Origin of the sequence: Colwellia sp. MB3u-4 (assembly GCF_014077065.1) — a bacterium.
Taxonomy (GTDB): Bacteria; Pseudomonadota; Gammaproteobacteria; order Enterobacterales; family Alteromonadaceae; genus Cognaticolwellia.
The window spans coordinates 45,439-70,839 of sequence record NZ_JACGVE010000086.1 but is presented as its reverse complement, the minus strand read 5'-3'; the positions used below and the strand labels follow the sequence as shown (position 1 = coordinate 70,839).

Sequence of the window (25,401 nt, the reverse complement as noted above, 5' to 3'; positions counted from 1 at the left end):
ATAGAGACTTTAGCGCTAGTTTATACTGCACCGCTAGCAGCGAATAGCCTTCTGCTTAAGGAGGTTTTACATGTTAATTAATACCGTTATTCTTTTTTTAAGAGATGCTTTACCCATATTTGTCATTAGTATTATTTTGATCTCTATGCTCCAGCAAGAAGGTATCAAGTTGCGGTGGTATTATCTTGCGGTATTGACTAGCGTAATGTTAAGCCTAATTTTATTAAATACTATGGATGAAATTGCACATACACTAGATGATACCGGGCGAGAATGGCTTTATGCTTGTCTTTACATTGTTTGCTATTTTCTATCGCTGTTGTTATTGAGCCAGATTGCAATCGTAAAAAGGCCATTAAGCGTCCGAAAACTTACTCTTGTTCGGCTTTGTGCAGTGGCCTTAACCGTTATTGTTATGACACTCAACGGTGCGAATTTTCTAATTTATATCACAGGCTTTTGGCATCAAAATAATGCCTCTAATGCCTTGGTGGCAGGCGTTACTCTCGGTGTGGGTATTTGCGCCAGTATCGCTGTGTTGTTGTATTTTTTAATGGCGTTTATTGAGCGTTATTGTCGCCTCATTCGCGAAGCACTATTGATCGTTTTTAGTGTTGGACTATTGATGAAAGCGACAAAATTACTGATCCAAATCGATGTTTTACCTGGGAATAGGCTTTTGTGGGACTCTAATTATTTAATAATGGAAAATTCCGAACTAGGGCAGTTGTTTACAGTGTTTTTTGGCTACGACGCCACGCCAACATTACTGCAATTATTACTTTATATTTCGGCCATTGTGATTGCCTTTACTTTGATTTTTGTTTGCTCGACGCTTTCAAAGTCAACACGCACTATAGTGAGTCATAAGGAGATGGTGTGATGAACTTTCTAATCTTTAAGAAATTAACACGATTTAGTTTTTTGCCGTTGATTTTATCTGCTTTTTCAGCGCTGACATGTCAAGTTGCGCTGGCTGACGGTGTTGTTGTTGATAAGGTATATCATCCCTATGTGCTACCTAACGAGCAAGAATTTGAATGGCGTATGTTGTCACATCAAAATGACGCGGGTAACAGTTTAGGGCAACGAATAGCCTACGGAAAGTCAATAACTGACAATGTTATGATTGAATTTTATATCGTGGGTGAGCGAGATAAAGATGGTGACTTTGGCTTGTCTGCCTATGAAGTTGAAACGCGCTGGATGATGACAGATCAAGGCGAATATTGGGCCGATTGGGGTCTGTCACTTGAAGTCGAAAAAGTACATGAATTGGATATTTGGGAAGTTACTACCGGTTTGTTATTTGAAAAAGAATTTGGCCGTGACAGCTTAGCCTTGAATGCGTTTTTAATTTATGAAAGTGGTAGCGATATCAAAAATGAATTTGAAACAGAGTTTCGTTTACAATACCGCTATCGGTGGCTACCACAAGTTCAGCCAGCCATTGAAATTTATATTGGCCAAGACTATACCGGTATTGGTCCCACTTTTATGGGCATACAAAGGTTTGATGGTCAAAAGCAATTGAAATGGGAATTGGGTTTTATAACCGGTTTAAATGGCGATGACAAAGACCATATCTTACGTGCTTCCATTGAATATGAATTTTAAAAAATCATGTTGAAACATTTATTGATTCGACAATTATTTTGGTGTGTTTTTGCCTTAGCATTACTGGTTTTTTCTTTAGGTGTCAGTTGGCAAATGAGTAAAGCGACCAACTTTTTATATCATGTTTGGTACCAAACATTAGAAATAAATACCGTGATTAGCAAAAGTGTGCCAAAAAACACCCAAGGTAAGCGTGACTTTCCCATTAACGATGTGAGATTACACGAAAAAAAGTTTGCCGATATTGTGCAGTCTATCCACCATCAGGGTGATGGTTTAACAGAAATTAGTTATTTAAATCATCAGGGGATATTACAAAAATTATTAACTAAAAGTGAAGTGCAGCATTTGCAAGATGTGGCTAATTTACTCGATAATATGAGTAGATTTTGGTGGGGTAATTTACTTTTTTTGCTCAGCTTATTGATATTTTATAGCCGTAAAGCTAAGCAATTAACGGTAGAGTCGATAAGAGCAATGCCGACAGCAAAGCAGAAGTTAATCGCTTTAGGCTGCCTTGTTTTTTTGGTTATCGCTATCTTGGGGATATGGGGTTTTACACCCATTTTTTATTATTTACATACCCTTATATTTCCTAACGATCATCAGTGGTTTTTTTATTATCAAGACTCGTTAATGGCTTCACTTATGAAAGCGCCTGATATTTTTGCCGCGATAGCCGGACAATTGCTATTCGTAGCTTTACTATTAGCACTAATTATTGATGCAATATTAAGCCGTTATCAGCGTCAAAAATAAAGGTTAATTAATCTTAAACCTATAGAAAATTAACCACCTCAAGCAAGCGTTTCCATATTGGCTTGACACATTTCTATGGTGTTGCTAGCCATTGCCGCAGGAAAAAATCCCAGTAAGCTAAGTAATAGGTATTTGCTAAAAGTTACTCTGCATGATTAATATTAATAGTTATGCTGGCAGTACTTTTTTGTAAGGTTTAACGGTCACTTTTTTATAAACACCCGCTGCTATATAGGGGTCTTGATCTGCCCACTGTTGAGCATCAGTTAAACTGTCGAACTGAGCAATAATAAGTGAACCGGTAAAGCCTGCGTCGCCAGGATTTTCACTATCAATAGCAGGACAAGGTCCAGCCACCAGTAACTTGCCTTGATCTTGCAATACACGTAGACGCGCTAAATGATTTTCACGCACGCTCATACGCAGAGCTAAACTATTTTCAACATCTTCACTGTAGATAAGATAAAACATATTACATCCAAAATTATTAATTAAAAGCCGCAAGTAGCGTCCAAGTTAAATTATTATTGTTTATCTTCTGCCTAAGCTTCAGACCTGTATTTATAACAAGACAACACTGAGCCAATAGCAAGTAAAGAACAAAGAAAATAACTAACGGGATATCTTCTAAAATGCGTACATAAGATCGTATCAAAAACGATAAGATAACAATTCTATCCAAAGCTAAGCTATACGCCAAACTATTTAAGGCTATAAGCGGTATTAGTTTTGATAAGTTAAGGATAAACGTTCGTTTACCCCTAACTTTACTAAGTTTTTACTAGATGGTACGGGTATTGAAGTTAAAGCCTTGTATTTGTCTGTTAGTTGTAGCTTTGCTTAAGTTTGCTGATAGCCAAACGGATCGTCAATAGAATAAGAAGGCTCAGTAAACCACTTTGCGCCAGCATCAGTCATGTAAAAGTGATCTTCTAAACGTACGCCAAATTCATTCGGCAATACCAACATAGGCTCATTTGAGAAACACATACCTTTAGTTAGTGGCGTTCTATCACTGCGCACTAGGTAAGGCCATTCGTGAATATCTAAGCCAACACCATGGCCTGTTCTATGGGGACAGCCTGGTGTTTCATAATCTGGTCCTAAATTCTGGCTGGCTAAATAAGCTCTGGCGGCAACATCTACATCACCACAAGCTACGCCAATTTTGGCGGCATCAAAGGCCGCTTTTTGTGCTAGCTTTTCGAAGAGCCACATTTCACGTTGGCGTTGATTAGGCTCACCAAATACATAAGTGCGGGTAATATCAGCGTTGTATCCTTCAACCTGACAGCCAGTATCAATCAAGACTATGTCATTTGTTTCCAGAGTTTTTGGTGATTTTACGCCGTGTGGATAAGATGAATCTTCACCAAATAGCACGATACAAAAATAGGAACCGGCAGTAGCGCCCACTTTGCGGTGCGCTTGGTCAATAAAGTGAGTGACTTCTTGGGTAGTAATCCCCACATGTAATATTCGAGCAACCGCTTTATGCACTTCGATAGTCATATTTTTTGCCTGTTGCAATAAGGCTATTTCAGTGTCTGATTTTTCTGCACGACAACCCGCGGTTACACATTTTGCATCAACAAGTTCAAACTCTGGTGCCGCTTTTTTAATACCGTCGGCAATAAAAAAAGCGGTCGACTCATCTATGGCTACTTGGCCGGAGTTAATGCCACACTCAGCCAAGGTTTGTTTAAATAGCAGATAAGGACTTTCATGTTCTTGCCAGCCTTTTATCTCGCCTTTAATGGTCATATATTGCTCAAGCGTATTCACTTCAAAAAATGGCGTGATATATTTAATCTCACCCTGTTGAGGAATAATAGCGCCAACCATACGTTCGCTGGCGTACCAACGGGTACCTGTAAAGTAATATAGATTTGTTCCGGCATTGATATAGGTGGCTTCAATATTATTTTCAGCCATAATTTTTTGCGCTTTCACAATGCGCTGTTTTAATTCAGTCGCTGTTATTGCTTGCACTTTGCTAGTCATATTGACTAACTTTTCAAGTTCAACTTTCGCGGTAGAGCCGCCAACACCTATAGTCATATGGTTCCTTAAAAAATTTAATTAATACTGATATATTTTATACAAAAAAATAAGCCATGTATCCTAACAAATAAAGTAGCGGTATGATGAAAGAAATTTATCCTAAAGCTTAACGGTCAAATATTGTAATCCCAGAAAGATCACAAGCCCAATTAACTCAATTAACCCAAGGAATAGCTATGCGTAAAAAAGTCGAGTTTATCAGTGGTGAACACCGCTTAAGAGGTTTACTGGAGAGTCCTGAATCTGAGGTTAAGTTTTATGCCTTATTTGCTCATTGTTTTACCTGTGGCAAAGACATCGCGGCGGCATCACGTATTAGCCGAGCTTTAGTGCAAAAAGGTATTGCGGTATTAAGGTTTGATTTTACCGGTTTAGGTAATAGTGATGGTGATTTTGCTAATAGTAATTTTTCTTCAAATATAGAAGATTTAATTGCGGCAGCAGATTTTCTTCGCACAGAATATCAAGCACCACGACTACTTATTGGTCATAGTTTAGGCGGTGCAGCTGTGCTTAACGTTGCTCAATATGTTGAAGAAGCGAGCGCAGTGGTCACTATTGGCGCGCCATTAGATGCAGCGCATGTCGCGAAGAATTTTGCCCTGCAGCTTGATGATATTGAAAAAAATGGTAAAGCAGAGGTTAATTTAGCTGGGCGTGTATTCACCATAGAAAAACAATTTTTAGATGATATAAAGCGCTACGATACCCGTCATATTGGTCAACTAAAAAAAGCACTTTTAGTTATGCACTCGCCAATTGACAGCACGGTAAATATCAGCGAAGCGGAGAAAATATACCAAGCCGCCTTACATCCTAAGAGCTTTGTTAGTTTAGATGATGCCGACCATTTACTGACCAATAAACGTGATGCTGAATATGCTGCTGATGTAATCGCGGCGTGGGCAGGGCGATATATTACTTACGCGGACAATGCTAACCATATTACTGAACATATTGCGGAAACTGCTAGCAGTAAGCCTGACAAAAATGAGGTCGCTAAAGGCCACGTCATCGTAGAAGAAAAAAACCATAAATTTACTCAACACGTCAGCACCAATAGCCACTATTGGCTTGCTGATGAACCAGAAAGTGTTGGTGGTAATAACATGGGACCTGATCCTTATGAGCATTTGCTAGCGGGCTTAGGCGCTTGTACCGCCATGACTTTACGTATGTACGCCGAGCGTAAAAATTTGGCTATCAAACATATTAAAGTGGAGCTAACACACAGTCGAGATTACCAACAAGACTGTCAAAAATGTGAAAGTGAAAGTCAGGGTATTGAAGCCATAGTGCGGAAAATTAGCTTTGTTGGCGAGCTAGAAACAGCTCAATACGCGCGATTTTTAGCCATAGCAGATAAATGTCCAGTACATAAAACGCTGCACAATAATGTCAAAGTGGTGAGTACATTGCTTAATCAAGCATAAAAAATTAGCCTAACTGCTGATGATAAATTATCATTGGCAGATAGAAGATCATCATTGTTATGGCAACAATGTAAAGGGTAGAGTTTGGGATATGTCTGAAGCGTTAAAGGGTATTAAAGTTGTTGATTTAAGCCGAATTTTGGCCGGGCCTTGGGCATCACAAATGCTTGCTGATATGGGTGCTGACGTTATTAAGGTAGAAAGACCAAAAAAAGGTGATGATACCCGTCACTGGGGTCCTCCATTTATTAAACCAGCGCATGGTAATGAACCTGCCCAAGCTGCCTATTACCACAGTGCAAACCGCAACAAACAGTCAATCGCTATTGATATAACCCAGCGACAAGGTCAACAAGTGATAAAAGACATGATCACTAAAGCCGATGTCTTAATTGAAAACTATAAAGTGGGTGGTCTTGAAAAATATGGTTTGAGTTATCAGCAAGTAAAAAAACTCAACCCTAAATTAGTTTATTGTTCAATCACTGGCTTTGGTCAACATGGCCCATACGCACATAAAGCTGGTTACGATGCCATGATCCAAGGTGAGGGTGGCTTAATGAGTTTAACCGGTGCTGCTGATGGCGAACCGATGAAAGTTGGCGTGGCCGTGATTGATGTAATGACCGGGCTTTATAGCGCGAATGCTATTCTTGCGGCATTACTCGCTAAAGCGCATACCAACAAAGGCCAGCACATAGATATTGCCTTACTTGACGTACAAGTGGCAACACTGGCTAATCAAGGCATGAACTATTTAGCCACAGGTGAAAATCCAAAGCGTTTAGGCAATGCTCACCCCAATATTGTGCCCTATCAAACCTTCGCGACTAATGATGGCAGCTTGATATTAGCGATAGGTAATGATCAACAGTTTGAACGATTTTGTCAGGCCGCTCAGTGCTCAGCATTAGCAAACAATGCCTTATTTAAAACTAATCAACATAGGGTCGAAAACCGTATTGAACTTGTGCCGCTTTTAGCGCTTATTCTCGCTAAGCAAAGCACAGATTATTGGGTCACGATATTAGAAGCAATCGCGGTACCTTGTGGACCAGTAAATACCTTAAAGCAAATATTTAACCACCCACAAATACACCATCGCGAGATGGTAAAACAAGTACCGGATAAAGACGGTAGGCTAATTAAAACCGTGGCATCACCTATTAACTTATCGGATACGCCATTACAATATAAACACGCCGCGCCGAATATTGGCCAACATAGCCAACAGATTTTAACGCAGTTTTTACAGTATAATGACGAGAAAGTTGCCGCGTTATTGCAAGCGGGTGTTGTGGCGTAATTTTTATTGTTTGCATTGTTTGTATTTTTTGTAAAAATAAGCGCTTAAATCAGTGTGCTCTGTTGTTTTTACCTTAAATAAAGCGAGTATATAGGTTAAGTAGGTTATTAACCTATATACTAATTATCTGCATATTAACCTGTATAATTAGCCTTTAGCTAGTTCGGTTTGATTGCGAAATGCAAGAGCAGAACTGTTTTAATAAGCCACTATCATTTTATGTCGCTTAATGTCGTTATGTTTATCGAGAAACCCATGTCTAATTCAATGTCTTTAGAAAAAATATTTATTATTATAGCGATCATACTAGGGTTTGGCTCTGCGGTTGACTTGATATATGCTTTAGCAGACGCAAATATTCAACTCGCTGAGGTATTGCGTTGTATCTTAAATATTGTTATCGCTGGCTTTTTATATCTTTATTTTAATAAAAAACATAAAGCAAAAGTTGAAGATTAAATACCTGGGCAAGTTAAGCATTACACTCGCCTATAATGACCTGCTTAACTCTTAAAATCATCTGCCCAGATGTTAAATTTATCGTGATCAATAACTCCTCGTCATTAATTTTTAGATAGTTGTTTTATATCAAAGTAAATAAATTTTTGTATGCTACTTTTAATTTATACCTATAAATAAAAGAAGATATTATGAGTAAAATATTCGTTGTTGCCGATTTATCAGACAGCAAACAAGTCGCTATAAAACGAGCTTGTGAACTGGCTAAAACTAAAAGCCAAGCATTGCATATTGTTTATTTTTGTTATCAAAGTTTACGTCATATTCAAGATGATCCACAAAATATTAAACAAGCGGTAATCGATGCGGTCACCTATAACGCAGAAAAATCACTCAAGACCTTAGTGCCTGACGACATTGATTACAGTTATGAAGTCGTATGGGAAAAGCGTATTGACCATTGGATAAGTGACTACGCAAAACAACACCAGCTATCAATGGTAGTTAAAACAGCCCATCGCACTGAGACTTTCTTATACACATCTACCGATTGGCAATTATTACGCGCGTGCCCAGCGCCGATATTTATTGTCAGTGATCATAAATGGCGTAAATCGCCAAATGTCTTAGCCGCTATTGATTTAGAGACTAAGCGTAAAAGTAAACAAACACTAAATCATCAGATATTAACTGCAGCGAAAGAATTTGCTAAAGCGAACAACGCAGAATTATTTGTCTGTTATACCTTACAATTTTCAAAATTTTTACGTGACTTAGGTTTACAATACAAAGACGAATTAGAAATTAAAGCAGGGAAAACCCTAAAGCATAAAATTGAAAAGTTAGCGGCAGAATATGACATTCCTGTCGCGAATTTTTTTATTAAGGCTGGTGAACCCGAAAAAGTAATCCCCAGTATTGCGGCACGGCAAAAAGCAGGGTTAGTGGTTATTGGTACTATTGGTCGAAAAGGTTTGAAAGCAAAAGTGTTAGGTAATACCGCCGAGAAAATTTTAAGCTTGTTAAAATCAGACGTGCTAGCCCTAAAACCAGAATAACTAGCGGCTATTTAACCTCAATGATCACTGTTTTTTATGACTTTGACCAGGACTTTGATCAGGACTATGAGCAGAACTAATACCAAGCGTTTCGGCTATGCTATTTATAGCCGAAACTAATAGCCGAAACGGGCGCTGAAAAAGGATGATTCAGCGCTATATTAGATGCTTATTTCTCGTCTTTACTTGGTTTAGCTTTACTTTTTTCAGTTTTATTTTTTACCGTGGCATTATCGGTATCTTGCATCGGGGGCAGCATACCTTTAAGTAAACGGCCAAATATATCTGCACCGGTAATAATACGTTTAGTTTCACCCCATACCAGCAGCACATCGTGTTCAATAACGCCGTCGAAGTTTTTATCAATAGAGGTACTTACTTTCATTTTTAAAATAGCTTCATTTAACGATGTCGTTTCATCAGTGATAACCACCGGACGATGACAAAAATTGTAAGGGTCAAAGTTTTCTGACTGAAACAGTGCGCTACGCAAGAAGCCATCAGCATCAATAACCAGTAAAGGTTTACCTTCGAGGTTGGTTAATACCACCCAACTATAACCAGAATGATTTAGCATAGTTAAAAATGGATCGTTGGGGCCAGAATAAGTATCTGGCAGAACGGGTAAATCAAGCTTTGTTGGCAAGGCAATAATAGAGTTAGGGTCAATAACTTCACCTTCTTCTGTGACTCTAATTTCATCTAAAGCAAAAAAATTCAGTGCGCCAATACCCTCAACATGGTTTAAGTCAGCTTCTTCAGCGCTAATGTGCTCTTTAATAATACTGCCTAATTCACTTTCTGCTAAATAGGTAATACCTTCTTTGCCCAACCAAGCGTCAAGTATTAGCGCACTTGGGCGAGTAACGGGGTAAAGCAGAAACTGGTAGAAGCGAATGATAGGCGCGAGCATGCTACCCATTTTTAACGCATTGCGAGAAAAGTAAGCCTGAGGCGTAATTTCACCCACCACCGTGATCACTATGGTTGAGAACAAAAAGGCGCCAACACCCGCAAGTACCGAGTCAGACAACATGGTTAACAAAACATTAATCCCCACATTGCCCCATAAAATAGTCGCTAATAAAAAGTTAGAATCGTTTCTCAGTGTTAATACCGTTATGGCGGCTTTATTACCTTTATTTGCTTCTACTTCTAGTTGTAGCCTGCTGAGTGAAAAAAACGCTAAATTTAATCCAGAAAAAATGGCAGATTGTGAAATACAAAACACAATAGCAATCCAGGTGATAGTTTCTACGGGCATTACTTTTTTCCTTTTTTTACTTTTCTAAAGTAGCAGTAAGCTACCTAACCCCAAAAACACCACAAAGCCAACAATATCGGTTACTGTGGTTAAAATAACCGCGCCAGATAAGGCGGGGTCAATATTTAATTTGTTTAATAATGCCGGGATCATAACGCCGGATGCAGACGCGGTTAGTAAATTTAATAAAATCGCTAAGGCAATAACGAAACTTAATTCGATGCTGTCAAACCAAAAATAGGTAATTGCGCCGATAACAATAGACCAAATGATGCCATTGACCCCGCCCACTTTTAACTCTTTTCGCAGCAGCACCTTTCTATTTTGTTCTGTTATCTGCCCTAGGGCTAATCCTCGAACAATAACCGTTAAGGTTTGACTACCGGATACGCCACCCATAGAGGCAACTACCGGCATTAATACCGCCAAGGCTACCACTTGTTGTAGCGTTGCTTCAAAAAAACCAATAAACCAAGACGCCAAAAATGCGGTCAGTAAGTTAATACCAAGCCAAATGCCACGGTTTTTCGCACTGGTGCGTACACTAGCGAATAAGTCTTCGTCGGTACTTAAACCCGCGGCGGTAGTCATCTGCTCTGTTTGCGACTCTTGCTTTACTTGATAAGCGGTTTCGACAGTAAATCGGCCAAGAAAATGTTCGTTTTCATCCACAACGGGTAGCGACATTTTACCTGATAATATGACCGTTTCCGCTGCAGTTGTTAACTCTTCATTAGCATTAAGTCTTGTTATCTCAGCAGAAAAAAGTGTTTTTAACGTGCTTTCGCCGTCACTTTGTATTAGCGTATTAATGGCGACAGTGCCGGTTAAAACACCTTCTTTATTGACCGCATAAAAGTCTTCGGTATAGGGCGATAGACCTTTTTGTAAAAGTAGCTGCGCACTAGTGACTTTAAGTTTTTCTGAAATGCGAACATAATTGTAATCTAACCAGTGACCGACTTCATCAACACTAAATTGCTGTGCTTGTTGATAAAGTTTTCGCTGTGAATCATCTAAGTTTTTTATCGCATACTTTAATAGACGGCTTGGTATTTCCTCTGCAATTTCAATTACTTCATCAACATCTAGTTGAGCAAGTAACTCAAAACATTCCTCGTCGCTCAACGCCTGAATTAAGCTGGTTCGAGTGCCTTGTCCCATATCGACAAAAGCAGACCTTTGCATGGTTTCAGGGTAAGTAGACCAAACACTTAAACGCTTATCTTGTGGCAGTGCTTCAATTAACAGGGCAAATTGTTCTGGCGCGAGTGTTTCAATGGCCGAGCGCATTACCTGGACAATTTCTTGCGTATGCTCTGCAATGAGAATGTCGTCAATGACTAAGGATAATTTATCAATGGGATTTTCTAACATTTATTTATCCTTAAAGTTGTTTTAATAAAGGCATATGACCTTGTGTGGGAGGGTAACTGTTTGTCATTTACTCTTAACTTTATGTTATTACTTTTAGTGAATTATATTCGGTGAATTAGATTCGTATTTAAAAACAAGTGTATTACAATCAAGGAGAAATAAGTTAGTTTTAATGCTAATTTAGTTCACTATTTTTCTAGCTTTGGCTTATTGCTGCTTTTTTGACTTTATAACAATAAAATCAAAGGTCAGGGGTAATAATCATCCCGTTTAACTCGGGGCATATTGAGAGTATATAATGATAAAATGTATGTTGATATCAGCAACTAAAAAAACTGTCTTTGGTAGCAGTGAATTAATCAAGCAATGGCAAGAAAATGACGATACTACACTGTGGATTGATCTTGATAACGTTGAATTAGAAGAAGAGAAACGGCTATTAACGCAGTTTAATTGCCATCCTTTAGCGATAAATGATGCGCTTCGTGAGCGCCATCCGCCTAAAATTGAGTTGTTTAACGATTATATTTTTATGCTATACCGCGGCATTATTGCCAATGACGATGGCCTAAGATTTGCTCATTTGCAAATCAGTATGTTTATCGGTAAACGTGTACTCATTACCCGTCACCCGCAAAGTTCATTAGCGATCAACGAGTTATTTGCCGAAAGCAGTGAAAAATACCTTAAGCGCAGCCCTGTGCATTTGGCACTGAGGCTTTTCCACAGCAGTTGTGGTTATTATCTAAAGGAAATGTTTAGTTTTGAAGCTGAGCTAGAAAAAATTGAAGATGACTTTCAATCAAGTGGTAATGACAAGATGATGAAACAAATTACCTCATACCGCTCACAACTGGTAAAAATAAGACGTACTTTTAACTACCATGTCACCATGGGAGAAAGGCTCAAAGCTTATGTAGATGATGAAGATACTGATCTAATCACAGATAAAGAAATCCATACGGTTAATGATTTACGCGAACGTTTAGACCGTTTGCTGAGCCTTTCGCAAATGTATTACGATATTTGCGGTGATTTAATCAATGGCTATATGTCTGTAACCTCGCATCAACTTAACGCCACTATGCGGGTATTAACCGTGATCACGGCATTATTCGTGCCTTTAACCTTTCTTGCCGGTATCTATGGGATGAACTTTGAATATATACCTGAACTAAAAGCAGCTAATGGTTACTTTATTTTATTAGGGGTAATGGCCGTGGTTTCAGTGGTGCTGCTGATGATATTTAAGAAAAAACGTTGGTTGTAGTAAATAGTTAAATGCTAATTTATTGGAAACTATACCCAATTAAACCGGTATAGTTTCTTAACTAGGCCTCGTTTCACTCAATAATACGTTTAAATGGCGGTAAAGAGTTTAATAAGTCTTTACCGTAACGTTTATTCACCACACGCCGGTCCATTAGTATAATAACACCATAATCTTTTTCGTTTCTCAGTAGTCGTCCAGTCGCTTGAATCAGCTTTTTCGAGGTTTCAGGTACTGAGATAGACATAAACGGATTGCCGCCTTTAGCCGTGATATATTCTGCTTGAGCCTCTTCTACTGGCGATGATGGCACCGAAAACGGCAACTTGGTAATAATCACATTAGTGAGATAATGACCGGGTAAGTCCAAGCCTTCAGAAAAACTTTGCGTACCAAAAATAATACTGTCTTCTTTTTTGTCACAAAGGGCTTTATGAGTTTCAATGATTTTTTGTCGAGACTGCTCGCCTTGCACCAAAATACTGAGTTTGGTTTGTTCTCGCAGGGCGGTCACCACTTTGTCCATTTGCCAATAAGAGGAAAACAGCACTAGCGTCGCTTTACCGCGTTTGATTTGTTCAGGCAACTTGGCAATTAATTCATCAGTAAACTGATCCGCACTCGGCTCATATTGCATTTTAGGCACGATCAGCTGCGCGTTGTTTTGATAATCAAAGGGTGAGTCAACTTTTTGGTATTGGCTGCCATCATCGGTTCTTAAACCCGCTTGTCGGCGAAAATGATCGAACGAGTTTAAAGCGAGAATAGTGGCAGAGCACAACACTGCGCCTTCACATTTTGACCACAGCATATTTTCTAAGGTGAAACCCACTTCGATTGGCGAGCCGCTCATTAAATAGTCACTACGTTTACCTTCAATTTGCTCCAGCCAACGCGCCATAGGGGCACCTTTGTCGCTATCCGTTTTGGCATACATTTGCCATAAGGCATTAAAATTTTCCAAGCGTTGGATCATAAAGCCAGATTCGGCCAACAAGGGTTCGGCTAAATACATTTGCGTATCACCGTCTTTCACCGATTCCATCAGCAGGTTATAAAGCTTGTTTAAATGCGTTAAACATTTTTTAGAACTCTGGGTTAAATCTTCCGCCCAATCCTTTAATGATTGCGGAATAACGCCGTTTTCAAAACGAAATTGCAGTGCTTGGTTTTGCATCTGCATCTGTTTGCTATTTTTCACCGCTTGGTGAAAATAAAGGCTGCGATTATTATCAATAAAACTCAGCACTTTTTGCATGTCAGCTAATATATCTTGGCAATCGTCAGCCATTTTTATTGAGGGAGAAATTGCGCTATTTGAGTTAACCAATTTTGCAATTTTATCACCGGTTTCTGGCAATTTACTCAGCCAGTCAATCGCGCCCTTAAGCGTCAGGTTTGCACTGGAGTGATCGCGTGTTACTTTTGGCAAGTGATGCGCTTCATCAATAATGTAAAAAGTGTCTTCAGGAGCCGGTAATATCTTACCGCCACCCAGTTCTAAATCAGCCAAGAGTAAACTATGATTGACCACTAAGACATCAGCAGCGTCCATGGTCTCTCTGGCCTTATGAAATGGACAATGACTATGCTCTGAAACATGCTTTAAGCAACTATGTTTATCGGCTTGTATTTGTTGCCAAATGTGATGATTAACCGACTCTGGCCAAGCGTCAATATCGCCGGGCCAACTATTATCATTGAGCGCTTGGTGCATCTTATTTAAGGTTCGAATATCACTCGCTTGAGGTTTTTCTGCAAAGGTAAAACCGGCTTGCGGGCTGTCGTCATTCGCCACCGCTTGCGCGAGTTTTTGCCGACAAACATAACGTTGGCGTCCTTTTGCTAAGGTAAAGTTAAAGTCTAAACCACTGTATTTTTTTAGAAAGGGCAGGTCTTTATCAACCAGTTGTTCTTGCAATGCCACGGTGGCGGTCGCTATACAGACTTTTTTGTTGCGATTTAACGCTAACGGAATAGCGCCAAGCGCATAAGCTAAAGACTTCCCCGTGCCTGTGCCCGCCTCAATAGTGATAATTTTGCGTACTTTGTCGTAATCACCCGCCAGTGTTTTGGCAATTTCAGCAATTAAAAAGGTTTGCTGTTGGCGCGGGTTAAAGTTGGTGAGGTTTTCACCTATGCTTTTATAGGAGGTTCTAATAACTTGTTTAATTTTATCGCTTAACATCGCGGCTGTAGTTTCCTATCGACAAAAGATGATTTACACTGCTGTATATATTAACAGTTTGTCATGAGTAATTAGAACCATTAATGCAACTTTCTCCTGAAAACCTTCCTGACGTAGTTCAATCGTTAGCGAGCACTCGTGGTTTTCTGTTGACCCGAAATGCGGCAGACAGAAACAATCACCTTGAAATTACCCTGTGGTTGAAAACGCCACAAGGGCCAGTGCAGCTGATTATTGATAACGAACGTGCGGTTTTTTTTGTCGAAGTTAGTGATATGACTCATGTTAGAGAAGTTTTAGCTAAGCAAGGTATTAACCTTGATGAGATAAAATCGCTTGCGCTAAAAGCATTTAATCAAGCTGCGGTGGCGGCAGTATATTTTTTGACCTTACGTGATTTTTACCAAGCCCGTGCTCTACTAAAGCAAAAAGGTATTAAGTGTTATGAAGACGACATTCGCCCAGATGATCGTTTTTTAATGGAGCGTTTTATTACCGCCGATATCACCTTTGCTGGTCAGCCAGTAAACGTGACTTCAGCCGATAATCAAACTTACCAGCGCTTTGAACAGGTGAAATGTAAACGCATTGATAAAGCGCAACAAACTGACATTGCACTGTCGAGCGTATCGCTTGATATCGAATGTTCAATGTCGGGTGAACTCTATTCTATCGGGCTATATAGCGAGCATTGTCAGCAAGTGTTGATGATTGCCAATGCAGAAGAAATAGCCCGCGAGCAACAAGCTACCCGTGCTGTTGATATTGTTTGGCAAGCTAATGAACAAGCATTATTAGTGAGCTTGCTCGCTTGGTTTACTCAACACGACCCTGATATTATTATGGGTTGGAACGTGATTAATTTTGATTTTGCTTTATTACAAAAACGTTTTGATTTATATGGTCTTAAGTTTACGATTGGTCGAGATAAAAAAGCACCTCATTGGCGTAAAAATCAAAGTAGTGAACAGCAATTTATTGAAATTAATGGCCGCGTAGTGCTCGATGGTATCGACTTACTGAAAAGTGCTACTTATAATTTTCCCAGTTTTTCACTCGACAATGTTGCGAATACGCTACTAGGTATTGGCAAAAAAGTTGACGATGTTGATCACCGAATTCAAGAAATAACTAATAATTTTCATCATGATAAAACAGCGCTAGCAATTTATAATTTAGAAGATTGTCGCTTAGTGCTGTTAATTTTTCAGCATACGCAGTTATTAGAATTTGCCATGCTCAGGGCACAGCTAACGGGTTTAGCCATTGATAGAATCGGTGGCTCTGTCGCCGCTTTTACCAACTTATATTTGCCTAAATTACATCGTAGTGGCTATATTGCGCCTAATATGGGCGATGGTGATCAAGGCTTTGAATCACCGGGCGGCTTTGTAATGGACTCTACCCCTGGGCTTTATAAAAATGTGCTGGTGTTAGATTTTAAAAGCCTGTATCCCAGTATTATCCGCAGTTTTAATATTGACCCTATGGGCTTGATTGAAGGTTTAAAATCACCAGAAGCAGCCATAGAGGGTTTTGACGGGGCTTATTTTTCAAGAGAACAGCATTTTCTACCCGATATCATCACTGAGCTTTGGAAAGAGCGAGATATTGCCAAAAGAGATAAAAATGCTGCGTTGTCACAAGCGATAAAAATTATTATGAATTCATTTTATGGTGTTTTAGGCTCAACCGGCTGCCGATTTTTTGATCCCCGGTTATCTGGCTCAATTACGAAACGCAGCCATAGCATACTAAAAACCACTAAATCATGGATTGAAGCAAAAGGTTATCAAGTTATTTACGGCGACACCGACTCAATATTTGTCCATGTCGGTGACCACCAAAGCGCAGAGCAGAGTAGGGCGCTTGGTAAAATTTTACAAGATTACATTAACCAAAAGTGGCAAAAATTACTTAAAGAACAGTTTAATATTGTTAGCGAGCTTGATATTGAATTTGAAACCCACTTTAGTCAATTCTTAATGCCAACCATTCGTGGCCAAGATATAGGTACAAAAAAACGCTATGCAGGTTTAGTACAAAAGGGCGAACAACAACAACTTGTTTTTAAAGGGTTAGAGAGTGTTCGCACCGATTGGACCGAATTAGCCAAGCAATTTCAACGTACTTTGTATTTGAAAATTTTTAATAACGAACCGGTTGCGGATTACATCAAGCAAATGGTGGCTGATACCTTAGCGGGTAAGCATGATGACCTACTTTATTATCGTAAACGATTGCGCAGAAAGCTTGAACTTTACGTTAAAAATGTGCCGCCACATGTCAGAGCAGCAAGGCTAGCCGATGAAATTTATCAGCAACAGGGAAAACCTCTTAAGTATCAAAATAAAGGGTGGATTGAATATCTAATGACCACCAATGGCCCACAAGCTAAAGGCTGTCAAAGCGCTGCTTTGGATTATCAATTTTACATTGACCGACAATTGCTGGCGGTAGCTGATGCTATTTTACCTTTTATTAATACCAGTTTTGATGAAATCACCAATAGACAAATGAGCTTGTTTGAGCGCTAAAACGGACAATTGAGCTAACTGATTAACACTGGTGGCAACTGATAGTGTTATACCCAGTTAATGCTTGCTTTGCTCTTAAGGGTTAAAGTGCTTAAGGGGTAAATTTATAAGGTGAATAACTCCTATCTCCTAACTTCTAACTACAAGTTATAGCTGGTATTTAATTGAGTTCAGAAAAAATTGATTATACCAATTTCATTAATTAGGTGGTCTACGTTATATGCAGGAAACATGACCAAATATAAGGCATTTATTTTAATAACTAGTGGTTCTAATTATTAAATAAATAACGCAGTAGTTGGTTATTTTAACCCGTAAAAATGATCAGATAATTAGTGAGATTGGTATTAATTAATCAAATGGCTACTACTGATATGATACTCTTTTATGTGCTTAATACTGTTCACGACTATGTTATGACAAAATAAAGCGTGCTTCTTTACTTAATTCGCGATACAAATACCTATAGATGGCTAGATAGCTATAATGAATTTGAAAAGTGTGAACGTTAGCAAGCTGAAGTTAAAAATGAGTTAGCCGCTTGGTGAATGGTCAGCGCTGCTTGATGTCAAAAGGATAAGTCCCTTATCGAGCGATATCCAAAAAATACAACCGTGGAATGTAACCTAGAGATGAAAAAAGAAACAAAACTGATTAATGCCGGCCGCAAAAGCCAATGGACACGCGGTGTCGTTAACCCACCCGTAGAGCGCGCGTCTACCGTAGTATTTAACTCGGTCAAAGAAATGAAGCATGCCACAGCAAATAAAACTAATCAGGTGTTGTTTTATGGCCGTCGTGGTACTTCAACATCGTTCGCTTTTAGTGATGCGATGACCGAGTTAGAAGGTGGCGCAGGTTGTGCCATATATCCGTCTGGTACTGCGGCAATCACTAATGCCATACTAGCCTTTGTTAAAACGGGCGATCATATCTTAATGGTTGATAGCACCTATGAACCCACCCGTGATTATTGCGATAAAATATTAGCTAAGCTAGGTATTGAAACGACCTATTATGATCCACTGATTGGTTCAGGTATCGAAGCGTTAATTAAAGCGAATACCCGGGTGGTGTTTCTTGAATCACCGGGCTCAGTTACCATGGAAGTGCAAGACGTTCCCGCCATCGCTGAAGTGGCTCATAGGCACAACTGTATCGTGATGTTAGATAACACTTGGTCAGCAGGGGTAAATTTTCAACCCTTTGACTACGGTGTCGATGTTTCAATACAAGCAGCGACAAAATATATTGTTGGCCATTCAGATGTCATGTTAGGTACCGCAACAGCAAACGCTGAGCATTGGCCACAACTGCGTGAAAGCAGCTATATTATGGGGCAATGTACCTCTCCTGATGACTTATACTTAGCCATGCGGGGTATTAGAACATTAAGCGTACGTTTACAGCAGCATCAGGCCAGTGCACTTAAAATAGCGCATTGGTTGTCAACGCGCCCAGAAGTTGAAACTATTTTGCATCCAGCGCTTCCATCTTGCCCGGGTCATGAAGCATTCAAGCGTGATTTTACCGGCTCAAATGGTTTGTTTTCGTTTGTATTAAACAAGGGGAATCAAGCGGCACTAACGGCATTTTTAGACAGCATGGAACATTTTAAAATGGGTTATTCGTGGGGGGGGTTTGAAAGCCTTGTTTTAGGTATTTCAAAGGTTAATAATATGCGTACTGCAACCACTTGGCCATATCAATTTCCCTTGATTCGTTTGCATGTGGGTTTGGAAAATGTTGATGATTTAATTGACGATTTAGCACAAGGCTTTGCGCATTTTAATCAAGTGCTTGAGCAACAAGGTAGTTAAGAGCATTTTGTATCATTAATCTGTCAAGTTAGTATTGCAGTAGTGAACTTAAAAATAGCAAGTGACTTAACTTAAGAGTCAGTAGCAAATTTTGTTTAACGACTAATGTTAAATAAAGCCTTTTAAACGGACTTTGAATTTAATCATAAATTGATTCAAAGCCGTTTTCTAGCGGCTATGAGCATGACCTATTTTGCATCGCTACAACTTATCGCAAGATAAAGCACTTTTCATTGAATTATCTTTTTCCTTAATTATTAGGGTAAAACAGCACACGTTAGCATTTTTTAGGCGTGCACTGATAAAGTACAATAAAGTGTTTGCCTGCAAGCACTTTTGAACATCATCGTTTAGCCGTATTTTCAACGGATATTATTGTCTAACAGATCCTGATACGGGTTATAAAGATCAAAGGCCAAATATCAAACGCTTAATGCTTTACTGCTTTTAAAACATACCCGAACACAACGAGTGAGGGATGATCAAAACAGTTTACTTGTTTTCATCCTTTGCCTTGTTGTAATATGTGAGAAATCATAATTATAGTCAGCATTATGGCAAAGTAAGTTGTGATCCGTGTTCTATGTATAGTACTTGATATAAGAGAGTTGAATGAATAATGATTCACCCATAAGAAAAGGTTTATTTCAACTTTTATATTCTGTGATAGAAACAGGAGTTTGCCGAGTTATTACCAGCAAATCTGAAAAGCTGTTAGCGAGTTTAAAAAAAACCTATATTGAAAATATCCCTGAACATCATCAAGTTGTTTTTTTACCAGGAAAAATTGAGCACCTCGATGATTTAACTCGTGTCTTAGTAACGGCGGGTATCGATCAGTTTTCCTCAATAGAAAATAACCAACAGTTCCTTGAAAATGCCAAGCAGTATTTAATTGAGAACAAAGACAAAGAAGTTATCACTATTTGGGCATTTGAAAATGCTGATTTGATTTCAACGGATATACATGGCTTGTTAGGACAGCTACTGGCATGGCAACGCTATGGTAGCTCATTATTGACTATTGAATTATGGGGACATACCTTATTAGAAAAATTATATAGCTCAGGGGAAATTAGCCAATATTATCAAAGTAAAATTTACCCTATTAATCTTGATGAAAACCTCACTCTTAAGTCAAAAATCGCCTTATTTAACTTCAAATCAATTAACTTTAAACTGTTCATTGCTTTAATGGCCGGATTACTTTTAGGCCCGCAAGTAGCCCCTTTGCTAGAAAAATTGTCAAATATTTATAATAGCTCAACACAGCCAACAATAAATGTAGTCAATAATATAAACACAGAGAAACTAGCGCCAAAAGCAATAGCAGTAAAGTCTGCGTTTGACGATGAGAATAACACGCAAGCCGAGATCACCAGACAAGCAAATGTTCTAGCACTTAATGATAGTGCAGAATTTAAAGAAAACGGGCAAAACCTCGCTATAACATTAGCAAGCAATACAGATGAAACAAACAAAAAAAACGATATAGAAGCAACAGATAGCACAGCTGAAAAAAATATTAATATGCACAATATCAAAGTTGCAGAGCATATTTTAACGCCAGAAAAACCACATTGGTACTTTAAGCTTTTACCGAGCGAGTGGCTAAGTGATTATAATATTAATTTAAATCATCAATTACAGACAGAAAATAACCAAGTCTATATTCAGTATGGCGTATATAAACATAAACGTTCTGTTATCAGATTTGCAACAGAAAACAGGTCATTAAGCGATTATTATCATTTATGTTATTCATTTGAATGGCAAATGGTGGCGTTGATGACAGGTGCTTATCAAGACTATCGTCAAGCCTTCAAAAGTTTAATTAAGATAAAAGAACAAGGCTTTGATGGCATTATTGTTAACTCATCTTATTTAAATGCATGGCAATGTAGTAATCAAAATTAATTATCATCTAAGGCCAATTTTATTGGCCTTAGATGCAAACCTTGATAGACATTTAATGCCTAAGCGTTTAATACCAATATCACTAATTATCTGATGATTTTTACTGGTTAAAATAACCAACTACTGCGTTATTTATTTAATAATTAGAACAACTAGTTATTAAATAAATACCTTATATTTGGCCATTTTTCCTGCGTATAAAGTAGACCACCTAATTAATGAAATTGGTATAAGCAAGATTGACTTATAATAAACCCGATTTTGAAAGTAACAAAGTAGCCACATGTATAAAAAAACAAGTAAAAAAGAGGCAAAGCCACAAGTGATTTCTTATGATCGGGTCAAATCTTATATGATTTGGATGATTGAAAGGTATGGAGATTACTCCGCAAAAGCGTTACTTCAAAAAGCCAATATGTTGTTTAAAGATGATACTCAATTTAATGAGCCAGCACTTAATTATCTGATAGAACATGACATTATTAATGATTTTCGTTATGCAACACGCTTAACGACAAGTTTATCAGAAAAAAATATTGGCCCTAATAAAATCAAAGAAAAATTGTATGTAAAGGGATTTGCATCCAAGATCATTAATGACTGTGTTGGGGCGTTAGAAACGTCTGAGGATGATTATTTTGCTAAGGCGCTTTCATTAAAGATCAGAAAGTTTGGCGAAGAGCCTATTGACGATATGAAATTAAAGCAAAAAGCGCTACGGCATTTAATATCCAAAGGCTTTACATACTCAATCGCCGATAAAGCGGTCAAATTCAGTGAACAAGGCGATAAATAAACACTTTCTAATGTCGCTAATCAGATAGCTACATCAATCAAAAATGGGCTTTATCAAACATAAGCAATTATGGCTAAAGCATGCTGCACCATGGCTTATGTTTGATAAAGCCTAAAACAGTGTAAGCGACTAACAAACCATCAATGAAGATAAAGTCACTGCTCTTATTTGCCCGTACTGTGATAAAAAACATGGTACTTTTAATAAAGTTAAGAAATTTACTTATTAAATTTATTAACTGCTGTCAGTAATTGCCGACAAGAAACCTGCCCAACCAACTTACCATCTTCAATCACAGGTCGACGACGATGTTTTTTTAGTAGCATGTCCTGAGCGACATTGATAATGTCATCACTAGGGTGAGCAACAACTATATTTTCTTTAGTCATATATTCACTCACTAAACCAACACCAATATTGTTGTAAGTGCTTTCGAGTATGGCGGCTAAACAATCCATTTCGGAAAGTACGCCTACGAGGACTTTCTTTTCATTTATTACACAAACCCCTGAGACTTTATTATCTATGATGATTTTCATCGTATCTAATAAATTATCATCCTCCTTGACCTTGATTGGGTTAGTGATCATATAATCGCGCAAACCAACTGATTGAAGCATGGTAAATCACCTTTTAGTTTAGTAATAATTTTCATTATGTAAAAAGATAGACCGGATATTTTTTGAGCTTAAGTTTCGGTCATTGAGCTTAATAGAATATAAACGGCATATCTAATATAAGTCAAAGAATACTATAAATTTTTTTCAATCCAGCGAATAATAAGCGATGAAACAAGCGAATAAGCTATGGTTATAGCCATTTGATTAATTAAGCGTTCTACTTTTTCATGCGAAAAAATGCCTAAATACAAGCTATAAAATTTACTCAGTAGGTATTCACCTTATAAATTTTATAACTCAATCGTTTTGAATTTTAACCATTAAAAATGCAAATAAAAAATCTCTTATATATTAAATAGTCGATCATAAATATCTTCGTTTTACTGTCAACAATGGCAGGCTCGATAGTTCGCTTTAAATAAACGCTTCAAACATTTATTAGCATCATGTTGGGTTAGTCATAGTTAGATGAGTTGTGAACTAGCCATAGCTTTATGCTTTGATACCCAGTGTTTTTAAACTTGTTTACCGCAGACGTTAGTTGCCAAAAGGCTTAGCTAAATAGTACAACTATCGCTCTTCAAAAATGTCGAGAATGGATTATCTGGCTTGATAGATGGTGTAGGCTGACATGTGAAATAATTTATTATTTTTCGGGGCAAAACGAGTAAGAAAAACAGTCATAACGTCACAAATCATCAGAAAATTATTATGCTTATTTTGATGGGACAAAAAAAATGAGCGTTTAGTGGTTTCTCTTTTTTCAATCCTAATGACCGCTTCAAGGCTCAAAGCTGCCGTTCAAATTCGATAAATGAACATTTACAGTTAGCCTAAGTAGTCATTAAAGCAGCGCTTTGGTCTATCACGCTTCGGGGCACTCAGCGAGATAGCCAATCTGTCAATTCATCGCCAAACAAGTCATATTTGCCTATCTTGTTTACTTTGGCGATTGCTCACCTGTGGATATCAAAATCTGCAATTATTTGCACGCGTGAGCCTATTGAACAGTTTACTTGGTCAGATCATTATGCGATAAAACGCAGCTTGACGTTAAAAACAGATAGCTTTAAAAAGTAACACGCTCATAGCCATAAAGAACAAGTATTAATATGGCGCTTGTTTGATATTATGCCTCTTCTCTGAGCAAACATCGTCCTCTTGGTTCATCACCTTCATGAAGTACAACGTCGGAATGTAGGAACTGTGCCGCCTCTGCTGAGCCTTTCACTTTAGAAGCACTGCGGGTCAACATTTCTGCTTCAAACTCAGTTAATACACTTGCTCTTACACCCGCTTCTCGCCATTGAGACATAGGTCTACATCCTATGGATATACCCCGAGCTAATGATAGCGCGTCTAACAGCGCTTGATTCGCCCCTTGCCCTTTAAATGGACTCATCGGGTGGGCTGCATCGCCGATCAAGGTTACTTTACCTGCTTTTTCCAACAATTCTGCATTAAGTAATTCACGGTCATAAGCAGGGTAACCAGAAACTAGCGCTGACTTAGTAGCTGATAAAATTTGAGGAATGGGATCATGCCACTGACATCTTTTAGAGGCTTCTTCTTTAAGTGCTTGAGGACCTTTAGCGCTCAAGGCTTTAGCGTTCTCCTCTGTTATAGGGAAGCTAAGTTGCCACATTACCGACTCTGAATCATAAGGCATGATGTAGATTCGTTCATGGCCATTGGCGGTTTGAAATACCGTAGCCGAGTCGAGCAAAGGGCTTTCAAGCCCGTTGAGATCAGCCAAAGGACAGATACCTAAAATCACAATACAACCTAGGTATTGTAGTGGTTTTATATCATCTCCAATCAATAATTTTCGTACCGAACTGCGGATACCATCGGCACCCACAAGTAGATCGGCCTTAACATGCTTTATTTCTGCGCTGCTCTCGTTCTTGGTCTTTCCTTTAGTGTTAACTTTAAAGATCAGATCAACGGCCGCACCGTCAGTTTCCTTAAAGTCAACTAATTGGTGATCCCACTTAACAGTCTCATGACCACCCAGTTGCTCAAGTAAAGCAAAGCGTAAAGATTGGCGGGCGATATGTATATTTCTGCGTTTCACAGAGGTCTTTATCTCAGACGGCAACCACTTTCTTATGCCCCATTCTCCAATCTCTTTGCCATCGGTGGTGTGTACCACATGTCTTGTAGAAATTACGCCATGCTTTAGTGATAAAATGCCTAATGCTTTGATTGCCTTACTTGCTTGTTGCAACGTGAGGCCATAACCTTGAGAGCGAGCACCAAAGCCGCTATCACGTTCATAAAGTGTAAAAGGAATACCGCGGTGTTTACATGCTACCGCCAAAGCTACTCCACCTATGCCACCACCAATAATAGCAACGTGTGGGTAGTTTTCTGTATCGGCTGTAGGATGACTAGCTGATTGAACTAAGCCAGAGCCGCTACATTTCAAACAATCATAGAGGTGACCTTTCGGTTGAACGGGGGGCGTGCCTTGGGCATTCATTTCTTCAAAGTGCGCTAACGCTTTTTGAAAGCTGAGTTTCACTTTTTTGCGCAGCTTTCTCCTTTTTTTGCTGCGTCCCTGACATTCCTGACAAGTGGTCCAATTATGCTGTGTATTTTCCAATTCTTTTTACCTTTTTGTTTCGCCATAGATGACTCAGTCACCATCTATAAGGAACATTTTAACCGATACAGTGGATGTTAGCCTAATAGTAATATTGTGGACGAAAGCGCCTTAGGGAATATATGCTAATGTCATCTATCCCAGCATGTAGCAGACATTAGATTGAGAGTAGCGCTTGCAAGAAAAAGGAGTAATTAAAATTAACTCATCTAGGTCATCTGTTAGCGATCAGTTGACCTAAAGAACAACCAATAGCTAACGATTTTTACACGCAATTAATTAGCGTTATAAATTCATTCTGAACGCGG

General features: G+C 38.7%; 19 protein-coding genes. 12 read left to right on the top strand and 7 right to left on the bottom strand.

Features of this window, described 5'->3' with window-relative positions; translation table 11 throughout:
• Positions 1 to 70: 70 nt before the first annotated feature.
• From H4J61_RS13785 to H4J61_RS13775, 3 genes are read left to right on the top strand one after another with little or no spacing between them, the layout of a single operon-like run.
• Complete coding sequence (locus H4J61_RS13785; protein ID WP_182185440.1) at positions 71 to 883, top strand: hypothetical protein; 813 nt, start codon at positions 71 to 73, stop codon at positions 881 to 883.
• Complete coding sequence (locus tag H4J61_RS13780; protein ID WP_259363344.1) at positions 883 to 1,617, top strand: hypothetical protein; 735 nt, start codon at positions 883 to 885, stop codon at positions 1,615 to 1,617. The genes H4J61_RS13785 and H4J61_RS13780 overlap by 1 nt, the downstream gene beginning before the upstream one ends.
• Before the next feature lie 6 nt (positions 1,618 to 1,623).
• The gene (locus H4J61_RS13775) at positions 1,624 to 2,376 is read left to right on the top strand and encodes a DUF1461 domain-containing protein (protein ID WP_182185437.1); all 753 of its coding nucleotides are present in this window, start codon (positions 1,624 to 1,626) and stop codon (positions 2,374 to 2,376) included.
• A 168-nt stretch (positions 2,377 to 2,544) separates the two neighbouring features.
• Here the strand turns inward: H4J61_RS13775 and H4J61_RS13770 are convergent, their stop codons facing one another.
• Complete coding sequence (locus H4J61_RS13770) at positions 2,545 to 2,847, bottom strand: YciI family protein (protein WP_182185435.1); 303 nt, start codon at positions 2,845 to 2,847, stop codon at positions 2,545 to 2,547.
• A 369-nt stretch (positions 2,848 to 3,216) separates the two neighbouring features.
• Positions 3,217 to 4,437 (bottom strand): Xaa-Pro peptidase family protein, encoded by a 1,221-nt coding sequence (locus H4J61_RS13765; protein ID WP_182185433.1) that lies wholly within the window; start codon positions 4,435 to 4,437, stop codon positions 3,217 to 3,219.
• 179 nt (positions 4,438 to 4,616) lie between these two features.
• Here H4J61_RS13765 and H4J61_RS13760 point away from each other — a divergent pair, with 179 nt between their 5' ends.
• The 4 genes from H4J61_RS13760 to H4J61_RS13745 all read left to right on the top strand — a co-directional run bounded on the left by H4J61_RS13760 (position 4,617) and on the right by H4J61_RS13745 (position 8,696).
• Positions 4,617 to 5,873, top strand: coding sequence for a bifunctional alpha/beta hydrolase/OsmC family protein (locus tag H4J61_RS13760; protein WP_182185432.1), 1,257 nt, complete (start codon positions 4,617 to 4,619; stop codon positions 5,871 to 5,873).
• Between the two features lie 91 nt (positions 5,874 to 5,964).
• Entirely contained in the window at positions 5,965 to 7,179 is a 1,215-nt protein-coding gene (locus H4J61_RS13755; RefSeq protein ID WP_182185431.1) for a CaiB/BaiF CoA-transferase family protein, read from the top strand.
• Between the two features lie 255 nt (positions 7,180 to 7,434).
• On the top strand, positions 7,435 to 7,638 hold the full coding sequence (locus H4J61_RS13750) for a hypothetical protein (protein WP_182136830.1): 204 nt from the start codon (positions 7,435 to 7,437) through the stop codon (positions 7,636 to 7,638).
• Between the two features lie 191 nt (positions 7,639 to 7,829).
• On the top strand, positions 7,830 to 8,696 hold the full coding sequence (locus H4J61_RS13745) for a universal stress protein (protein WP_182185430.1): 867 nt from the start codon (positions 7,830 to 7,832) through the stop codon (positions 8,694 to 8,696).
• A 169-nt stretch (positions 8,697 to 8,865) separates the two neighbouring features.
• Here the strand turns inward: H4J61_RS13745 and H4J61_RS13740 are convergent, their stop codons facing one another.
• Both H4J61_RS13740 and H4J61_RS13735 read right to left on the bottom strand, forming a co-directional pair.
• Positions 8,866 to 9,960 carry a DUF21 domain-containing protein gene (locus H4J61_RS13740; RefSeq protein WP_182185429.1) on the bottom strand — a complete coding sequence of 365 codons (1,095 nt, stop codon included), beginning with the start codon at positions 9,958 to 9,960 and terminating at the stop codon, positions 8,866 to 8,868.
• A 24-nt stretch (positions 9,961 to 9,984) separates the two neighbouring features.
• Positions 9,985 to 11,337 (bottom strand): magnesium transporter, encoded by a 1,353-nt coding sequence (locus tag H4J61_RS13735; RefSeq protein ID WP_182185428.1) that lies wholly within the window; start codon positions 11,335 to 11,337, stop codon positions 9,985 to 9,987.
• 310 nt (positions 11,338 to 11,647) lie between these two features.
• Between H4J61_RS13735 and H4J61_RS13730 the strand changes: the two genes are divergently transcribed.
• Complete coding sequence (locus tag H4J61_RS13730; RefSeq protein WP_182185427.1) at positions 11,648 to 12,607, top strand: magnesium transporter CorA family protein; 960 nt, start codon at positions 11,648 to 11,650, stop codon at positions 12,605 to 12,607.
• Positions 12,608 to 12,680: 73 nt separating this feature from the next.
• On the opposite strand, the gene dinG is transcribed toward H4J61_RS13730, so the two are convergent.
• Positions 12,681 to 14,795: an ATP-dependent DNA helicase DinG gene (gene dinG, locus H4J61_RS13725; protein WP_182185426.1), complete on the bottom strand. Its 2,115-nt coding sequence runs from the start codon at positions 14,793 to 14,795 to the stop codon at positions 12,681 to 12,683.
• A gap of 83 nt (positions 14,796 to 14,878) precedes the next feature.
• Here dinG and H4J61_RS13720 point away from each other — a divergent pair, with 83 nt between their 5' ends.
• The 4 genes from H4J61_RS13720 to H4J61_RS13705 all read left to right on the top strand — a co-directional run bounded on the left by H4J61_RS13720 (position 14,879) and on the right by H4J61_RS13705 (position 21,865).
• Positions 14,879 to 17,332, top strand: a complete 2,454-nt coding sequence (locus tag H4J61_RS13720) for a DNA polymerase II (protein ID WP_182185425.1) — start codon at positions 14,879 to 14,881, stop codon at positions 17,330 to 17,332.
• A 632-nt stretch (positions 17,333 to 17,964) separates the two neighbouring features.
• A complete protein-coding gene (locus H4J61_RS13715; protein ID WP_182185424.1) occupies positions 17,965 to 19,152 on the top strand; it encodes a cystathionine beta-lyase in 1,188 nt (395 codons plus the stop codon).
• Between the two features lie 612 nt (positions 19,153 to 19,764).
• A complete protein-coding gene (locus H4J61_RS13710; RefSeq protein ID WP_182185423.1) occupies positions 19,765 to 21,069 on the top strand; it encodes a hypothetical protein in 1,305 nt (434 codons plus the stop codon).
• Between the two features lie 283 nt (positions 21,070 to 21,352).
• A complete protein-coding gene (locus tag H4J61_RS13705; RefSeq protein WP_182185422.1) occupies positions 21,353 to 21,865 on the top strand; it encodes a regulatory protein RecX in 513 nt (170 codons plus the stop codon).
• Between the two features lie 218 nt (positions 21,866 to 22,083).
• Here H4J61_RS13705 and H4J61_RS13700 read toward each other — a convergent pair whose 3' ends face one another.
• Positions 22,084 to 22,485, bottom strand: coding sequence for a CBS domain-containing protein (locus tag H4J61_RS13700; protein WP_220460897.1), 402 nt, complete (start codon positions 22,483 to 22,485; stop codon positions 22,084 to 22,086).
• A gap of 1,129 nt (positions 22,486 to 23,614) precedes the next feature.
• Positions 23,615 to 25,093 (bottom strand): NAD(P)/FAD-dependent oxidoreductase, encoded by a 1,479-nt coding sequence (locus H4J61_RS13695; protein WP_182185421.1) that lies wholly within the window; start codon positions 25,091 to 25,093, stop codon positions 23,615 to 23,617.
• Between the last annotated feature and the right edge of the window lie 308 nt (positions 25,094 to 25,401).